This is a genomic window from Streptomyces sp. NPDC059456, from assembly GCF_042750055.1.
Lineage (GTDB): Bacteria > Actinomycetota > Actinomycetes > Streptomycetales > Streptomycetaceae > Streptomyces.
Genome location: NZ_JBHYVA010000115.1, coordinates 1 through 16,543 on the forward strand (window position 1 = coordinate 1; position 16,543 = coordinate 16,543).

Here is a 16,543-nt window from a genome sequence, read left to right on the forward strand (position 1 = left end):
GCCCCGCTTTTCCAGTACCGCACCCCCGGGGGGGCTACCCCCCACCCCCGCCCCGGTCGGCAGACCGGTCGCCGGCTTCCCAGGCGAACCCGTCCGGGTCGGTGAAGGCCTCTTCGCCACCGCCGAGCACCAGGCGGTGCGATCCGGTGCCGTCCACGGGGACGCCGACCTCCTTGGCGAGGGTGCGGCGCCCGTACAGCGCCAGCGTGACCCCGTCCGAAGGGGCTTCGAACTGGACGTACTTGCTGCCGAAGCTCTTCGCCACGGCGAGCCCCCGCCCGACGTAGAACCGCTTGCTCTCGCTCACGTCGTCGGCTCCGAGCAGCAGCACCATCGAGTCGAACGTCAGGGCGGCCGGGCCCTTGTCCTTCTTCTGCGACGTGGCGATCTTCCAGATCGTCCCGTCCGGTGCCCGTACGACGCCGCCGTAACCCCAGAACGACTTCGCGGCGGGCTTCAGCACGGTGGCGCCGGCGCCGACGGCGGCTTCGACGTACCCGTCCACGACGGACGGCTGGGACACCGTGAGCGAGAGCGCGAACCCGCGGAAGCCGGTCGTCGGCGTGTCGCAGGCGCGCAGGCGCACGTGGGCGCCCAGGCCGAAGACGGTGTAGAAGCGGTCGGCGGCCGTGGGGTCGGCCACTTCCAGGGTGAGGGATGCGAGGGAGTTCATGTCCTCCACGCTAGGTGCGCCACCGTGGCCGGTGCTTCTCGATTCCTGACCGGTCCGCTCGCCCCGGCACAGCAGCGCCGTCGCGCGCTCGACGCGGCGCGCCGTCACATAGGCGTACGGCGACCGCCCGTACGCGAGCCGGAACCGCCGGCCGAGCTGCCCGGCCGGCATGTCCGCGTCGCGCGCGAGCGCCGCGACGTCCAGCGGTCGCGCGTACTCCCGGTCGAGCCGGTCGCGGACGGCGCGCAGGCGCGCGAGGTCCTCGAGGTGCTGCGCCTCGGCGCGTGCGCGCGCCCATCCCGGATGGCACATGCGAGAACTCCTTCCCGTCGGCCGGACGGTCTCAGCGCAGTTCCTGGAAGCGGACCAGGTTGCCCGCGGGATCGCGGAAGGCACAGTCGCGGACGCCGTACGGCTGCTCGGTCGGCTCCTGTACGACCTCGGCGTCGGCGGCCACGAGCTTGTCGAAGGTGGCGTCGAGGTCCGGGGTGGCCAGCAGGATCCAGCCGTAGGTGCCCTTGGCCATCATCTCGACGATGGTGCGGCGCTCGGCTTCGGTGATGCCGGGGTCGGCGGCCGGCGGCGCCAGGAGGACGGACGTGTCCGGCCGGCCGACGGGGCCGACCGTGATCCAGCGCATCGCGCCCTGTCCGACGTCGCTGCGGACCTCGAACCCGAGTGCGTCGCGGTAGAACCCGAGGGCGGCCTCCGGATCGTCGTGCGGGAGGAAGACCGTGTGAATGGTGATGTCCATGACCATCACGCTAGTGGCCGTCGGGCGGAGTGCGCTTCTCCATTCCTGACGCCCCGTACTGCAACGGGGGGAGGAACGCGAGGCGTGCGTCCGGCCGCGCCGGTGCGGGCCGCATCCTGACCTCTCGTACGGTCGGCGTACCCACGGAGGAACCATGGCCGAGCCCGCCACCCCGCAGGCCACCGCCGCGGCGCTGCTGCGCCGCCCCCAGCTGTGGCTCGTACCCACGATCCTCACGGCGCTGCTCGCGCTGCTGCTGTCGCTCCTCTACATGGGCGGCATCGTCAACCCCAACCGGGAGCTGAAGGACCTGCCGATCGCGCTCGTCAACGACGACGCGGGCAAACCCCCGCCCGGGCAGAAGGAGAACCTGGGCGCACAGATCACGGCCGCCATCGCCGCCGACACCGGCGGCGGCAAGGCCGAGTGGCGCACGCTCACCCACGCCGAGGCCCGCGACCAGCTCGAATCCGGCAAGGTCTACGGCGCACTGGTCGTCCCGGCCGATTTCACGGACACCGTCCTCGCCCTCACCACGCCGGGTGCCACCCGCCGGCCGACGCTCACCGTGCTGACCAACCCGGGCAAGGGCAGTCTCGGTTCCTCCCTCGCCGGCCAGATCACCACGAAGGCCGCCCACCAGGCGTCCCGGAGCATCGGCAAGCAGCTCACGGCGGCGGGTGCGCAGGCCAGTCCCACCGTGAAACTGCTGCTCGCCGACCCGGTGGACGTCGTCACCCGGGTCGGACGCCCGATCGGCGCCGCCAGCGGCCTCGGCCTGACCGCCTTCTACTACACGCTCCTGCTGGTGCTGGCGGGGTTCATGGGCGGCAACGTGATCAGCAACGGCGTCGACACCGCCCTCGGTTACGCGGACAACGAGATCGGCCCGTGGCACACCCGCCGGCCGACGGTGCCGATCAGCCGGACGCAGACGCTGCTGCTGAAGATGGTGATGACCGCGGGCATCACGCTGGTCAGCGTCTCCCTGGTGCTCCTCGCCTGCGTGGGCGTCCTCGGCATGGACGCCTCCCACCTGCCGCTGCTGTGGGTCTACTCGTACTGTGCGGCCCTCGCCGTCGGCCTGGGGGTCCAGGCCATCAACGCCGCGTTCGGCGGGATCGGCCAGCTGGTGTCGATGTTCGTCTTCATCGTCCTGGGCCTGCCTTCCTCGGGCGCCACCGTCCCGCTCCAGGCGGTCCCCGGGTTCTACCGGTTCCTGTCGCTGTTCGAGCCCATGCGGCAGCTGAGCGACGGGGTGCGCGCGATCCTCTACTTCGACGCCCGCGGCGACGCGGGTCTCACCCGCTCCTGGATCATGATCGCGATCGGCGCCGTCCTCGCCCTGGTCTTCGGCTTCGCCATGACCACGTACTACGACCGGACGGGGCACAAGAGGCTCACGCCGCAGCCCGCCTGACCGGACGGCCGGATGGCGACACGGGCGGACGGGCCGCGGCGGACGGGCAGTGCGGCGGACGGGTGGTGCGGCGGGGTCATTTCCCGACGGTGTTCATCAGGATGATCGCCGCCAGGTCGGCGAAGATCACGAAGAGGATGCCGAAGATCATCGCCCAGGCCCGGCCCGATTCGTCCAAGTCCGTCCAGCGCATGGGATCACCTTCCGGTCGTCACGTGCGGCGCGTGCGGTTCCTCGGTGGGCAGCCAGGTCCCGTGCAGGCCCAGCGGGACCCGTACCGGGATGCAGACCCGGGCCACCGGGCCCGACGCCGGATCGTCCGCCGGGAGCACGAGGAACCAGCTGGTGCCGTCCGTGCGGTCGGTGGCGAGCGTGAGCCAGTGGCCCTCGCCGTCGGCGCCGCCCGGTGTCGGGGCGAACACCGGCTCCCCGACGGCCAGGTCCCCGGCGGTCCACAGCAGGCTGCCGCCGCCCTGGACGTCGTACCAGCGCAGGGCGTCGTGTTCGCCGGGCAGCAGGTCGCGCGCGCCCGAGCCCGCGGCCGCGGCCAGCCACCGGTGGCGGCGCCCGATCAGGCGGTCGTCGATCCGCGGCAGCTCGATGGCGGCGTCGTCGAGCGGGGCGCGCCGCATGCTGCCCGCCTCGGGGTCGATCACGGCGCGCACCAGTCCGCCCGGGTTGGGTCCGCCGGATGCCGGGCCCAGGCCGAGGTGGTCCCACTGGACGTAGTCGAGGACGACGTTGCCGCCCGGCTGCCCGGCGTCCTCGCCCATGTCGTACGCGTTGACCGTGTGCCACATCCAGTACGCGTCGTCGGCGGCCTGCCGTACGGGGCCGCCGTCGCGCGGGACCAGCAGGATCCGGGTGCCGCGCTCGGGCCGCCACGTCACGAACGAGCCGGTGCCGGCCATCGCGGCCTCGATGTCGAAGAACGCGGGTGCCAGGACCAGGACGACGAACCGGGCCGTCAGCGCCATGTCGTGGATCATCATCGGCTCGTCGACGGCGTCGAGCGGTGTCGGCCCGCGCCGCACCTCACCGGCCGGCCCGATCACCGACCAGGTCAGGAACGGCGGTTCGATCCCGTAGCAGAAGACCACCATCTCCCCGGTGCGCGGGTCGATCTTCGGGTGCGCGGTGATCCCGGCGGGAAGGGCACCGCCGAACGTCTCCCGGCCCAGGGTGTCCAGCTCCGGGGACATCCGGAACGGGCAGCCCGACTCGGCCAGCGCCAGCAGCCGGCCCGCGTGCCGCACCACGTTGATGTCGGGCAGGTCCTTGAAGGTGCCGGCCAGGTCCGCGGGCACGTCCGGCTCCCGCGGCACGATCATGGACTCCAGGCCGCCCCACAGGGCCCGGCCGGCCCGCTCCTCGGCCAGAACGCCGGGCGTGCGCACGAACCGGTTGCGGTAGCCGGCCGTGCCGCCGGAGATCCGGACGCGGTGCACCATGCCGTCGCCGTCCAGGGGGTACAGGTAGGAGCCGATCGGGCTGAAGCGGGGGTTCGGGCCGTTGCGCAGGTACGTGCCGTCCAGGCCGTCGGGCAGCCGGCCCTCCACCTGCAGCCCGACCTCGTCGACCTCCTGCGTCACCGGCGCGAACGGTCCGCTGAGGTGGGCGACGCGGGTGGGGTCGAAGGTCCGGGTCGTGTGCGTGCTCATGCCGGCCTCCCGGGCGCCCCGGGGACGACGAGCGGCTCCCGTGCGCCACGTTTCAGTGAAGCCCGCCGGCGTCGGCGCGGCAACCAGGGCGGGTTTTGTATCGGCTGCGTATCGGGGAGCGCTTGGTTGTCCATCGAAGCCGGAGGGCAGGTCAGCGGCACGGTCATCGCCCCGGATGCCTGCCGTATCGTTCCTTTTCGGGTCGCCGGCCGCGCGTGGGCGCACCCGGGACCGCATCCCCGCCCGTCCGACAGGAGTCGTCCCCCGTGCCCCCGTCCGTCCCCGCCCCGGCCTCCCCGCCCCCCGTGCGCGTGCTGCTGGTGGAGGACGACGAGCTGATGCGCCGGTCCTTCGCCGTCGCCCTCGAACGCTACGGCTACCGGGTGGCGGCCGCCGCCGACGGCCTCACGGGGCTGGAACTCTTCCGCGACGAGGGCTTCGACCTGCTGATCCTGGACGTCATGCTGCCGGGTCTGGACGGGATCGGCCTGTGCCGCAGGGTGCGGGAGACCAGCCTGGTGCCGGTCCTGATGATGTCCGCCCGCGGCGACGGGCTCGACGTCGTCGCCGGTCTGGAGGCCGGGGCCGACGACTACGTGGTCAAGCCCGTGGACACCTACGTCCTCGTGGCACGCATCCGCTCACTGCTGCGGCGCGCGACGTACGCTCCCGCCCCGGCGGCCGGGCGCGCGGCGGGCGAGGAGCCGTCGCCGCCCGGGGCGGACCTGCTGGTCTTCGGCGATCTGACCCTCGACACCGGCGGGCTGGAGGTGTCCGTCTCCGGCCGCCCGGTGGCGCTGACGCCGACCGAGCTGAAGCTGCTGCTGGAGTTCGCCGCCCACCCGGGCGTCGTGCTGGAGCGCCACACCCTGCTGCGCAACGTCTGGGAGTACGGCTGGGACGGCGACAGCCGGGTCGTCGACCTGTGCGTCCAGCGGCTGCGCCGGAAACTGGGCCGGGACCGGATCGAGACGGTCCGCGGCTTCGGCTACAAGCTCAGGCGCTGAACCGGTGCGCCCGTTCCCCTTCCGCCCCGCGCGGGCGGCCCGCGTCCCGCTGCGCCGGAAGATCGCCGCCCTGGCCGCGGCCACCGCGTGCCTGGTCGCGGCGGCCGTCGGCGTACTGGTCCACGTGTGGACCGCGCACGACGTCCGCGACCGGGCGCAGATGCGGGCGTTCAACGCGGTGTACTCGGCGATGGACACCCACCGGCGCACCGGAACGCTGCCGGACGGCGCCGAGCTCGATCCCGAGGAGCTGCCCGGCGTACTGCGCCACCCGGCCGACGGCGACCGGCACACGGCCTACGACGGGCGCGTCGACAACAACGTGGGGCCGAGCGTATGGGCCGCCCAGCGGGTCGGCGGGCCGGGCAGTCCGGTGCTGGCCGTCCGCGTCAACATGAGTCCGGAGCTCTACGAACTGCGCCGCCTGGACATGAGCATGACGGTGGCCTCGCTCGTCGCGCTCGCGGCGGCCGTGCCCCTGGCGGCCTACGGGGCCGGGCTGCTCGGCCGCCGGCTGCGCCGGGTCTCCGAGACCGCGGGCCGGATCTCCGCCGGGGACCTCGACGCCCGGACCGGTCCCGTCCAGGGCCGCGACGAGGTCTCCGACATCGCCGCCACGGTCGACCTCATGGCCGACAGCCTCGGCCGGCGGCTGCGCAGCGAGCGGCGGTTCACCGCGGACGTGGCCCACGAGCTGCGCACCCCGGTCGGCGGGCTGCTGGCCGCCGTCGACCTGCTGCCGCCGGGCGGGACGGAGGACCTGGTCCGGGCCCGCGTGCGCGATCTGCGCGGCCTGGTCGAGGACCTGCTGGAGATCTCCCGGCTGGACGCGGGCGCCGAGCACGCGGTCCGCGCCCACGTGCCGCTGGGGGCCGTCGTCCGCGAGGCCGTGGCCCGGACGGGATACGACGCGCGGGTCACCGTCGCCGGCCCGGCGGGCGACGCGGAGCCCGCCGCGGCCGCCGAGGCCGCTGCGGTCGCTGCGGTTCCTGAGGGCGCGGAGGGCTGCGCGACCGTCGAGACCGACCCCCGCCGCCTCGAGCGGGTCGTCGCCAACCTCGTCGTCAACGCCCACCGGCACGGGGCCGCCCCGGTCGAGGTCGCCGTGGCGGGCCGTACCGTCGTCGTGCGCGACCACGGGCCCGGCTTCCCGCCGGACCTGCTGCGCGACGGACCGCGCCGCTTCCACACGGGCGCGGCGGAGCGCGGTGCGGGCCACGGGCTGGGCCTGACCATCGCCCTGGGCCAGGCCCGGGTCCTGGGCGCCGAGCTACACCTGGACAACGCCCCGGACGGCGGCGCCGTCGCCACCTTGCGCCTGCCCCTCTGACCGCGCGGCCCTGCCCCTCTGACCGCGCGGCCCCGCGCCCGGCCGCTCCGGGGCGCGCCCCCCCCCCAACCGATACGAAACGACGCGGACGCCGATACACGCCGGCCCCGGTCCCGATACACATCCACGACACCCTTCGCAGTGCCTCCACCGAACATCCCAGGCACTCGAAGAGGAGTCCCCCGTGACCGCAGCCCCCGCCCCCTTTGACGCCCTCGCTCCGCACCCGCCGACCGGGTTCGCCGCGGCGGCCACCGACCTGTCGAAGGCCTACGGCAGCGGCGACACCCGCGTCGTCGCCCTGGACCGGGTCAGCATCGCCTTCCGGGAGGGCGAGTTCACCGCGATCATGGGTCCTTCGGGCTGCGGCAAGTCCACCCTGATGCACTGCGCCGCCGGTCTCGACTCGGTCAGCTCCGGCTCCGTCCGCATCGGCACCACGGAGCTGAGCACCCTGGGCGACCGGCAGCTGACCGAACTGCGCCGCGACCGGGTCGGGTTCATCTTCCAGGCGTTCAACCTGCTGCCGACGCTGACCGCGCTGGAGAACATCACGCTGCCGCTGTCCATCGCCGGCCGCCGCCCCGACCGCGCGTGGCTGGACCGGGTCGTCGCCATGGTCGGTCTCTCCGAACGGCTCGGCCACCGGCCCGGTCAGCTGTCCGGCGGGCAGCAGCAGCGCGTGGCGGTGGCCCGGGCCCTGGTGTCCCGCCCGGCGATCGTGTTCGGGGACGAGCCCACCGGCAACCTCGATTCCCGGGCCGGGGCGGAGGTCCTCGGCTTCCTTCGCGACTCGGTGCGCGAGCTCGGCCAGACCGTCGTCATGGTCACCCACGACCCGGTCGCCGCGGGCTACGCCGACCGCGTGGTCTTCCTCTCCGACGGCCGCCTGGTCGACGAGATGGCCCGGCCCACCCCGGAGCGGGTGCTGGACCGGATGAAGGCGTTCGACGCCCGCTCGCGCACCAGTTGACCCGTTCCCACCCCGGCACCCGCCCCCCGTCCGCGCATCCCACGTCCCCGGAAGCCACCATGCTGAAAACAGCCCTGCGCAACGTCCTTGCGCACAAGGCCCGTCTGGCCATGACCGCCCTCGCGGTCTGCCTGGGCGTCGCGTTCGTCTGCGGCACCCTCGTCTTCGCGGAGTCCTCCGCAGCCGCCCATCGCGCCGCCGCGTCGAAGGACTTCGCGGACATCGCCGTCACCGTGACCCCCAAGGCCTCCCCGCCCGGCACCCCGGACGAGCGGACCGGAGCCCTCGACGACGCACTCGTACGGAAGCTGGCCGAACTGCCCGGTGTCGCCTCCGCGCGGCCCGCGGCCGACGGTTCGGCCGTCCTGAACGGCGCCGACGGCCGGCCGCTGCGCGACGGAAAGACGTGGGCGAACCTGGCCGGCGCCTACGTCCCGGGCAAGGACGGCAAGGACGGCCGCCACCCGCTGGTCAAGGGCCGGGCCCCGCAGAACGGCGGTGAGCTCGCGGTGGACGGGGGCACCGCCGCCGCCGGCGGGTTCGCCCTCGGTGACACGGTCACGCTGGCCACCGACGGCCCGGTCATGAAGATGCGGCTCGTGGGCATCGTCACCACCGGGGACACCCGGGTGACCGCCGGCGGCACCCTCGCCCTGTTCGACAAGGCCACGGCCCAGCAACTGTTCGCGTCCCCCGGCCAGTACACCTCCGTCGACGTGTCCGCCACCGCCGGAACCGACCCGTCCGTGCTCGCCGAGCGGGTCACGGCCGTGCTCCCCGCCGACCGGGCCGAGGCCGTCACGGGCCGCGCCCAGGCCACGCGGCAGGCCGTCCTCACCGACACGCTGACCCGCGGCTACCAGAAGATGCCGATGGTGTTCGCCGGGGTCTCGCTCTTCATCGGCTCGTTCCTCATCGTCAACACCTTCACCATGCTCGTCGCCCGGCGGACCCGGGAGATCGCACTGCTGCGGGCGATCGGCTCCACGCGACGCCAGGTCGTGCGCTCCCTCCTGTGGGAGGCCGTGCTGATCGGCCTCGTCGCCTCGGCGGCCGGTTTCCTGCTCGGCCTCGGCATCGCCTCCGCGCTGCCCGGTCTGCTGAGCACCCCGCAGGACACGCTGCCCCACGGGCCCCTGGTGATCGGCCCGCTGCCCGTGGTGGCGGCGCTCGGCGTCGGCGTGGGCGTCACGGTGCTCGCCGCGTGGCTGCCTTCCCGCAAGGCGGCCGGGGTCGCGCCCATCGAGGCGCTGCGCGCCGCCGACCAGCCGCCGACCGCGACCGCTTCCCGGGTCCGGGGCGTGGCGGGTCTGGTCCTGCTGCTGCTCGGCGGCGGGCTGCTGGTGTCGCTGGCCGGGGCGAAGGACGCCTCGGAGGGCAACCTGCGGAACGCGATGTCCGGGTGCGCCCTGCTCGTCGTCGCCATGATCGTGCTGGCTCCGCTGCTCGCCGTCCCCGTGATCCGGCTGTGTGGGCGGCTGACCGGCCGGTTCGGGATCACCGGCCACCTCGCGACGGAGAACGCCCTGCGCGACCCGCGGCGCACCGCGGCCACCGCCGCCGCGCTGATGGTCAGTACGGCCCTGGTCGCCGGGCTCGCCGTCATCGGGAACTCCACGGGTCAGGCCCTCGACCGGCAGGCCGCGGCAGGCCTCGGCGCGGACTACGTGATCAGCAGCCGCACCACCATGACCGCCGTCGACCCGGCCGCCGAGAAGCGGGTGGCGGACACCCCCGGGGTGCGGACGGCGGCCGCGGTCGCGGACTCCACGGTGTTCACGGGCGGCGGTGTCCGTGCGATCGCCGGCGTCGACCCGGCCGTCGCCGGCGAGGTCATGAAGCTCGACTTCACCGGCGGCTCCCTGAAGGACCTCGGGCCGGGCCGGATCGCCGTCTCCGCAGGCGTCGCCCGGGAACAGGGCCTGCGCACGGGCAGCGAGGTCAAGGCGCGCATCGGCCGCAACCAGGAGTTCCGGACGTACACCGTCGTCGGCGTCTACGAGGACAACCCGACGGCAGGAGACGTGCTGGGCGCCCGTGCCGAGGTACAGCGGGACAGCCACCTGCCGGGCTCCGTGCAGCGGATCCTCGTCCGCACCGAAGCGGGCGCCGCCTCCCGGGCGACCGCGGACCGGCTGCGCACCGCCACCGGCAACAGCCCGCTGGTGCGGGTCAAGGACCGGCAGGAACTGGTCGACGAGGCCGCCGGCTCCCTGGCCGGCCTGCTGACGCTGATGTACGGACTGCTCGCCATCGGCACGGTGATCTCGCTGCTCGGCATCGTCAACACCCTGGCCATGTCGGTCTCGGACCGCACCCGCGAGATCGGCGTCCTGCGCGCCGTCGGCATGGACCGGGCCGGCATCCGGCGGATGATCCGCCTGGAATCGGTGACCGTCGCCGCCTTCGGCACGCTCCTGGGGCTGGCGGGCGGGCTGTTCGGGGCCTGGGGCGTCGGCTCGCTGACCAACGGGGCCATGAAGCATTACTCCCTGGCACTGCCCTGGGGGACGCTGCTCCTCGTGTGCCTGGTGTCCCTCACGGTCGGCGCGCTCGCGGCGGCCCTCCCGGCCCGCCGGGCGGCCGCGCTGAGCCCGCTGGAGGCCGTCGCGCAGGCGTGACGCGCCGGCCCCGCCGGGGGCAGGGTCCGACCGGGGCCGGCCCCCGGCGCCGTGTCACCAGAGCACGGGCATCCGCTCCGGTATGCGCTTCATGAACCCGGTGCGCCACACGAGTTGCTCGATCGGCACGGCGAGGTCGAGACCGGGCAGCCGGTCCAGGAGCACCTCGATGGCGATCTGGGCGTGGCGCTTGCCGAGGGCGGTGGCGGGGCAGTAGTGGCCGCCGCCGCCGAACGACAGGTGCGCGTTCGGGTTGGGCCGGTCGAGGCGCACGGTGTGCGGGTCCTCGAATTCGGCGGGGTCGTGGTTGGCGGCCTCGACGAGGACGAGGACCAGTTCCCCCTTCTGCACGGTGACGTCGCCGAGCTGCATGGTCTCGGTGGCGATCCGGGGCAGGCCGTCGGCGATGGACAGGTTGATGCGCAGCAGTTCGTCCACGGCGGCGGGGATGAGCGCCGGTTCGGCGATCAGCCGGGCCTTCAGGTCCGGGTGCTGGATGAGGGAGACGAGGGCCATGGTGAGGAAGCCCATGACGCTGATGACTCCGGCGCCGAACATGGTGACGCCGACGGTGGCGAGCATCTCGTCGGTCAGGTGCGCGTAGTCGGGGTCTTCGCGCAGGGCGGCGAGTTCGGCCATGAGGCCGGTCGTCCGCGGGTCGTCGAGGCGGGCGACCATGTGCGCCATGTCGCGGTCCCAGTTGATGCCCGCCGCGGGGATGGTGCGGGGGCTGTTCATGAACGCGACGTGCAGCGAGCGGTACAGGTCGGGTCCGTCGCTCTGGGGGATGCCGAGGATGTGGCAGTGGAGCCCGGTGGAGTAGGGGACGGTGAAGTCGCGGCGCAGGTCGGCCGGAACGCCCTTGGTGAGCATGGCGTCGACGAGTGCGTTCGCGTGGCCGGTCAGCCACGCCTCCAGTCCGGGGGCCTTCGGGTTGAGGGCCTTCATCACGGCCTTGCGCAGTCCGGCGCCCGTGATGTTCCCCATGTTGTTGACCACCTCCGGGGGGATGGTCAGCGCGTACTGGCGGGGCGCGCCCTCGGCGGAGGTGTCCTTGAGGGAGAACCTGGCGTCGTCGAGCACCTGCCTGCACAGCGGATAGGAGGAGACCAGCCAGGCCTCCGCCCCCGCTATGGTGCGGACCTTCTTGACCGGCTCACGGGTGAGCAGGTGGGCGATCTCGTCGGGCAGCCGCGTGCCGTTGGCGTCGAACGGGAACCGGGTGAGCTCGTCGGCCGCGGCCGGCGTGGTGGGGTCGATGGTGGTGGTCATGCGGAGCGGTCCTGTTCTTCGGCTTCTTCGGCGGGCGTGATGACGGCGTGGCCCTGGTTGCGCGAGGCGCGCAGGCCCCAGCCGCGTGCGTACAGCAACTCGGCCAGCGGAAGCGCCTGGTGGTAGCAGTTGAGCGAGGAGGAGACCCCGAGGATCTCCGGGGTGTCGAGGAACAGCGGCACCTCGGCGCACACGTACTTGATGCACACCTCGCGCTGCAGCCCGGTCGGTGGCTGCCCGTTCAGCTTGTCGGCGAGGAACCGGGCGGCGAGCTGGTCGCACACCTCACGGAACTCGGGATCGTCCGTCATGAGGGTGTCGAGACGGGAGCGGATGCGCTGGTAGGCGGGGAGCTCCAGGAGCGCGGACATGGGGCGGCCGCGCAGCCGCTCGCCCTCGGGGTCCAGGGCGGCAACGGCGGCGGTCACCTTGGCGCGTACGCCGCGCAGGTTCTTCACCGCCTTGCGCTGCGCTTCGATCTCGGGGTAGCCGAGGGCCACGAACATCTCGGCCACGTGCATGTCCGTCCAGATGAGGTCGACCTGCCGGAAGTGGTCGAGTCCCCAGCGGGCGAGTTCGAGCACGCGGTCGTGCGTGAAGTAGGAGTTCCCGGAGGAGATGCCGATGACGGCGTGGTCACCCTCGTCGTGGATGACCTGGCAGTGAGGCGTGTAGGGACGGACGGCGAAGATGCCTTGAATGGCAGTCGTCAACGTGAGTAATTCCCCTGCACCGCAAGTCCCGGCAGGGCCGTGTGCCCTGGGTGTGGCGGCGCGAGCACGACGCTAGCCGAGAACATGTCAGATGATCTAGAGCTACCGGTCGGTCACTCTGTGAATCTGAGGCCTACGGAGGGTGTGGTTCCGGTTACTCTGACGACAGATGCCGCATACCGCGCGACACTTCGGTCGGAACCTTCCCTCATCACCGGAATCCCTCATGATCCGCGTACGGGTGAACAATCCGCCCGCGGACGTCACGGTCCTCGCGCCGGGCCCGGAACTACGCCGTTCCGGGGTGCTCGCGGGACCGGACGGGTGGTCGCCGTTGCGCCGACATGCACCGGGGCGGCGCCGGCGTCAGGATGTGCCTGCTCCGCCCATCGACAGGAGGCTCCCCCGTGCTGGAACGCAAGCGCCGCAAGGACCGTACCGAGATCACGTTCGTACTGCCGGCGGACGTACCGCCGGGACCGGTGAGCGTCGTCGGCGACTTCAACGACTGGCAGCCCGGCGCCCACGAGCTGCGGGCCCGGAAGGACGGCAGCCGGGCCGTGACCGTCGCGCTCCCGCGGGAGAGCACGCACGCCTTCCGGTACCTGGCCGCCGGCGACTACTGGTTCGACGACGACAGCGCCGACGGCCACGACGGCCACAACAGCCGCCTCAGCACCTGACCCGCGGCGCCGGCGCCCGCCCGGCGCCGACCGGCCGCCGGCCAGGCTCCGGGCCGGGCTCAGACCGGTCCGAGGGCGACCCGCTGCGCGGCCGGGTGGGGACCCGGCGCAGCGGGATCGTCGGGTCCTGCCCGGGCACGGTGTGGTCGAGCCGGCCCAGCCCGGTCGCGAGCCCGGCGAGCACGCCGGTCACGACGTCCTCGCCCGGGCAGCGGTGTCCGGTACGGGCGTCTCCCCCGCCCTGCGGGATCAGCTCGCCGGGGTCCGGCTCCCGGCCGAGGAAACTCCCGGCCGAGGAAACGGGTGGGGTCGAACCGGTAGGGCCGGCGAACAGCCCGGGATCGTGGTGGTGCCCGTACACGTCGAGGAGCACGAGGGTGCCCTCCGGGATCTTCTCGCCGCGGTGTCCGAGGTCGTGGGCGGCGAGGCCGCCGACGAACGGGACGCACGGGCAGAAGCGCCGGACCTCGTGCGCGAACCCTGGCGTACGGGCCCTGCGGTGCCGCGGGCCCGGCGTGGCGAAGCCGTCGACCATGGCCACGCAGTCCTCGGCGATCTCGCGCGCGGCTTCCCGGGGGACGGTCAGGCCCACCCGGTCGGAGACCGCCTCCGCCGGCACGCTCGTCTCGCGCAACCCCGGGCCCGCAGCGATACCGTGCTGTCGATCACCGGCGGGGTGGCTTGCGGACCGGTCCCGGCGCCTCGTGGGCCGTCTCGTCCGGCCGGTCGAGACGGCTCGCCTCGTCGGTGTCCTCCCGGCGGACGGGCCGCCGCTCGCGGCCCTCGGCCCCGGTGCGGGGTGCGACGTGCGGGGCGCGGCGCCGCCGCTCGTCGTCGTGGCCGTGCAGAGGGGCGCCTCCGGCGCCGCCTTGGTCTTCCATGACGTGTCCCTCCTCGTGCGTGGTGCGTCCCCGAGTGCGTCCCCCGGTGCCTCCCCGTCCGGGCGCCTGCCCGGAGTCCGCGCCGGAAAACCTGCGGGTGCCGCTCACCGGTTCCCGGCCTTGCCGTGCAGGAGCAGGCTCGGCAGGACGAGCCAGCAGACCGCGAACCATCCGGTGACGAAGGCCGTGACCGGCCAGGCGATCCAGTGCGAGGTGGCGACCCGCAGCAGGAGCAGCACGGAGAACGTGACGGTCAGGGCGAGCAGCACGATGCCGACGGAGACGAGGTGGCCCGCCGCCCGGACCAGCTGCGGCTTGAGGTGGTGCCCGGCCAGCAGCTGGTGGTAGGCGACCGGGGCGATCAGGGTCCCGGTGGCCAGGGCGCCCAGGGCCACCGTCACGACGTACAGACCGCGGTCGAAGGGGCCCAGTTCCACGAACCGGGGTGTGAAGGCGACGCTCAGCAGGAAGCCGAAGAGGATCTGGGCGCCGGTCTGGGCGACGCGGACCTCTTGGAGCGTCTCGTTCCAGCGGCGGTCGGCGCGCTCCGCCGGGGTTTCGTCCCGGTCGTCCGGCATGGATCGGACCTCCTGCGCATGGGGACACGGCCGGGACACCGGTACCCGCAACGGCGCGGATCATTCTCCCCGCGGCGGCCGGCCCACCGGATGGCCGCACGCCGGCCGGTCATCCGTGTGACCCGCGACCGGTGAGGCCGGGGTTCGGGGACACCGGGGTTCGGGGACGCCGGGGTTCGGTGACGCCGGGGTTCGGGGACACCGGGGTTCGGCCATCCGGTGGGCCGGACGTCAGAGTTCCGGGAAGTCCGGGCCGATGCCCAGGGCGGGTGCGATGGCCCGCCAGATCGTCGACCGGGCGGTGGCCAGGTCGACCCGGGGGTCGTCCAGCATCAGGCGGATGCCGAGGCCGTCGCACAGGGCCAGGACGAGCGTGCTGACGGCGGCGACGTCGCATTCGGTGAACTCGCCCGTCCCGATGCCCCGTTCGACGGCTCCGCCCACCCATGCGTGCAGCTGGTCGTAGAGGTCGACGGCGAGGTGACGGGCCGTCCGGTCCCGCTGGGCCCGCACCCACAGCTCCTGCCACAGCTTCCAGTCCTGGCGCAGTTCGGCGTCGCTGGGCAGCATGCTGCGCAGGATGCGGGCCAGGACGACGGCGGCCGGCGCCCCGTCGCCGCCGACCTCGGCCTCCGTGCCGGTCTGGGCGAAGGAGTGCGTCATCGCCTCGGCGAACAGCTTCTCGCGGGTGTCGAAGTGGTAGTGCAGCAGGGCCTTGGAGACCCCGGCGTGCTCGGCGACCTTGCGCATGCTGACGTTCTCGAACCCGATGTCGGCGATGACTTCGCACGCGGCCTTCAGGATGCGCTCGCGCGTCTCCAGTGCACGCTCGGCCTTGGTCACGTTGGCTACTCCCCGTGTCGGCGCCCGCGGAGCGGGTGGGTGGTCGGGCCTGGCTGCCGGGCCGCCAGGACCTCATCCTCGCGCATCGCGCCCCCGGGCTCCGGCCGTCGGGGCACCGCGGTCAGGGGTACGCGTGGAAGCCCCGGCCCGTCTTGCGGCCGAGCAGGCCCGCGTCGACCATGCGGGCCAGCAGCGGTGGCGGGGCGTACGAGGGCTCGCGGTACTCCGCGTACATCGACCGGGCGATGGCCTGGACGGTGTCCAGCCCGATGAGGTCGGCCAGCGCGAGCGGACCCAGCGGGTGGGCGCAGCCCAGGGTCATGCCCCGGTCGATGTCCTCGGCCGATGCGGTCCCCGACTCGGCCATGCGCACCGCGGCCAGCAGGTACGGCACCAGCAGCGCGTTGACGACGAACCCCGCCCGGTCCCGGGCATGGACGACCTGCTTGCCCAGCACCTGCGAGGCGAAGGCGTGGGCGCGCCGGACGGTCTCCTCGCCGGTGAGCAGGGACGGTACGAGCTCGACCAGCGGGAGCACCGGGACCGGGTTGAAGAAGTGGAGCCCGACGACCTGCCGGGGCCGCGAGGTGGCGGCCGCGAGCCGGATGACCGGAAGGGACGAGGTGTTGGTGGCCAGGACCGCGTCGCGGCGCTCCACGACCGCGTCGAGCCGGGCGAAGACCTCCAGCTTCGCCCGTTCGTCCTCGGCGACGGCCTCGATCACGAGGTCCCGGTCCGCAAGGGCGGCCATGCCGGTGGTGACGGTGATCCGCGCGGCCGTGGCGTCCCGTTCGGCCTCCGTCAGTTTCCCGGTGTCGGCGGCGCGGGCCAGGGAGCGGATGATCCGCTTGAGACCGGCTCCGGCCGCCGTCCCGTCCGTCTCCACCACCACGACGTCCCGGCCCGCGCGGGCGCAGACCTCGGCGATTCCGGATCCCATCAGGCCGCAGCCCACGATCCCGATCCGTTCCTCGTCGGTCATCGGTTCTCCCTCCACAGGCAGACTGCCGTCGTACGCGGTGGTGGGGGGGGGGGGCGGGGGGCGGGGGGGGGCCCCGCGCGGCCCCCCGGGGGGCGCCGCGGGCGGGCGCCCCGCCCCCCCCCGGCAGGGGTGGGCGCGCGCGCGAGGCGCGC

At 73.6% G+C, this 16,543-nt stretch carries 16 protein-coding genes and 1 pseudogene; 6 read left to right on the plus strand and 11 right to left on the minus strand.

Features of this window, described 5'->3' with window-relative positions; all coding sequences use genetic code 11:
- Positions 1-34 precede the first annotated feature (34 nt).
- The 3 genes and pseudogenes from ACFXA3_RS13250 to ACFXA3_RS13260 form a co-directional block, all read right to left on the minus strand.
- Positions 35-673: a glyoxalase gene (locus ACFXA3_RS13250; RefSeq protein ID WP_385186124.1), complete on the minus strand. Its 639-nt coding sequence runs from the start codon at positions 671-673 to the stop codon at positions 35-37.
- A gap of 57 nt (positions 674-730) precedes the next feature.
- Positions 731-985, minus strand: a pseudogene (locus ACFXA3_RS13255) (AraC family transcriptional regulator); the annotation flags it as partial.
- Positions 986-1,016: 31 nt separating this feature from the next.
- Complete coding sequence (locus ACFXA3_RS13260; protein ID WP_385186085.1) at positions 1,017-1,427, minus strand: VOC family protein; 411 nt, start codon at positions 1,425-1,427, stop codon at positions 1,017-1,019.
- Positions 1,428-1,581: 154 nt separating this feature from the next.
- Here ACFXA3_RS13260 and ACFXA3_RS13265 point away from each other — a divergent pair, with 154 nt between their 5' ends.
- Positions 1,582-2,847 carry a YhgE/Pip domain-containing protein gene (locus tag ACFXA3_RS13265; protein ID WP_385186087.1) on the plus strand — a complete coding sequence of 422 codons (1,266 nt, stop codon included), beginning with the start codon at positions 1,582-1,584 and terminating at the stop codon, positions 2,845-2,847.
- A gap of 197 nt (positions 2,848-3,044) precedes the next feature.
- Here the strand turns inward: ACFXA3_RS13265 and ACFXA3_RS13270 are convergent, their stop codons facing one another.
- A complete protein-coding gene (locus tag ACFXA3_RS13270) occupies positions 3,045-4,508 on the minus strand; it encodes a carotenoid oxygenase family protein (protein WP_385186090.1) in 1,464 nt (487 codons plus the stop codon).
- Between the two features lie 266 nt (positions 4,509-4,774).
- On the opposite strand from ACFXA3_RS13270, the gene cseB reads away from it, so the two are divergent.
- From cseB to ACFXA3_RS13290, 4 genes are all read left to right on the plus strand, one after another.
- The gene (gene cseB, locus ACFXA3_RS13275; RefSeq protein ID WP_385186093.1) at positions 4,775-5,515 is read left to right on the plus strand and encodes a two-component system response regulator CseB; all 741 of its coding nucleotides are present in this window, start codon (positions 4,775-4,777) and stop codon (positions 5,513-5,515) included.
- Between the two features lie 4 nt (positions 5,516-5,519).
- Entirely contained in the window at positions 5,520-6,845 is a 1,326-nt protein-coding gene (locus ACFXA3_RS13280; RefSeq protein WP_385186096.1) for a sensor histidine kinase, read from the plus strand.
- A gap of 184 nt (positions 6,846-7,029) precedes the next feature.
- Positions 7,030-7,818, plus strand: a complete 789-nt coding sequence (locus tag ACFXA3_RS13285) for an ABC transporter ATP-binding protein (RefSeq protein ID WP_385186099.1) — start codon at positions 7,030-7,032, stop codon at positions 7,816-7,818.
- 59 nt (positions 7,819-7,877) lie between these two features.
- Positions 7,878-10,439: an FtsX-like permease family protein gene (locus tag ACFXA3_RS13290; RefSeq protein WP_385186101.1), complete on the plus strand. Its 2,562-nt coding sequence runs from the start codon at positions 7,878-7,880 to the stop codon at positions 10,437-10,439.
- A 54-nt stretch (positions 10,440-10,493) separates the two neighbouring features.
- Here ACFXA3_RS13290 and ACFXA3_RS13295 read toward each other — a convergent pair whose 3' ends face one another.
- Positions 10,494-11,711: a cytochrome P450 gene (locus tag ACFXA3_RS13295; protein WP_385186104.1), complete on the minus strand. Its 1,218-nt coding sequence runs from the start codon at positions 11,709-11,711 to the stop codon at positions 10,494-10,496.
- Positions 11,708-12,424, minus strand: coding sequence for a tRNA-dependent cyclodipeptide synthase (locus tag ACFXA3_RS13300; protein WP_385186107.1), 717 nt, complete (start codon positions 12,422-12,424; stop codon positions 11,708-11,710). The genes ACFXA3_RS13295 and ACFXA3_RS13300 overlap by 4 nt, the downstream gene beginning before the upstream one ends.
- 407 nt (positions 12,425-12,831) lie before the next feature.
- Between ACFXA3_RS13300 and ACFXA3_RS13305 the strand changes: the two genes are divergently transcribed.
- Positions 12,832-13,107, plus strand: a complete 276-nt coding sequence (locus ACFXA3_RS13305; protein ID WP_054224298.1) for an isoamylase early set domain-containing protein — start codon at positions 12,832-12,834, stop codon at positions 13,105-13,107.
- On the opposite strand, the gene ACFXA3_RS13310 is transcribed toward ACFXA3_RS13305, so the two are convergent.
- The 5 genes from ACFXA3_RS13310 to ACFXA3_RS13330 form a co-directional block, all read right to left on the minus strand.
- Complete coding sequence (locus ACFXA3_RS13310; RefSeq protein WP_385186110.1) at positions 13,097-13,741, minus strand: hypothetical protein; 645 nt, start codon at positions 13,739-13,741, stop codon at positions 13,097-13,099. The two genes, ACFXA3_RS13305 and ACFXA3_RS13310, sit on opposite strands and share 11 nt — an antisense overlap.
- A gap of 31 nt (positions 13,742-13,772) precedes the next feature.
- On the minus strand, positions 13,773-13,988 hold the full coding sequence (locus ACFXA3_RS13315) for a hypothetical protein (protein WP_385186112.1): 216 nt from the start codon (positions 13,986-13,988) through the stop codon (positions 13,773-13,775).
- Between the two features lie 104 nt (positions 13,989-14,092).
- Entirely contained in the window at positions 14,093-14,566 is a 474-nt protein-coding gene (locus ACFXA3_RS13320; protein WP_385186115.1) for a DUF6328 family protein, read from the minus strand.
- A 231-nt stretch (positions 14,567-14,797) separates the two neighbouring features.
- Positions 14,798-15,409: a TetR/AcrR family transcriptional regulator gene (locus tag ACFXA3_RS13325; protein ID WP_385186118.1), complete on the minus strand. Its 612-nt coding sequence runs from the start codon at positions 15,407-15,409 to the stop codon at positions 14,798-14,800.
- A 121-nt stretch (positions 15,410-15,530) separates the two neighbouring features.
- Entirely contained in the window at positions 15,531-16,391 is an 861-nt protein-coding gene (locus tag ACFXA3_RS13330) for a 3-hydroxybutyryl-CoA dehydrogenase (RefSeq protein ID WP_385186121.1), read from the minus strand.
- Between the last annotated feature and the right edge of the window lie 152 nt (positions 16,392-16,543).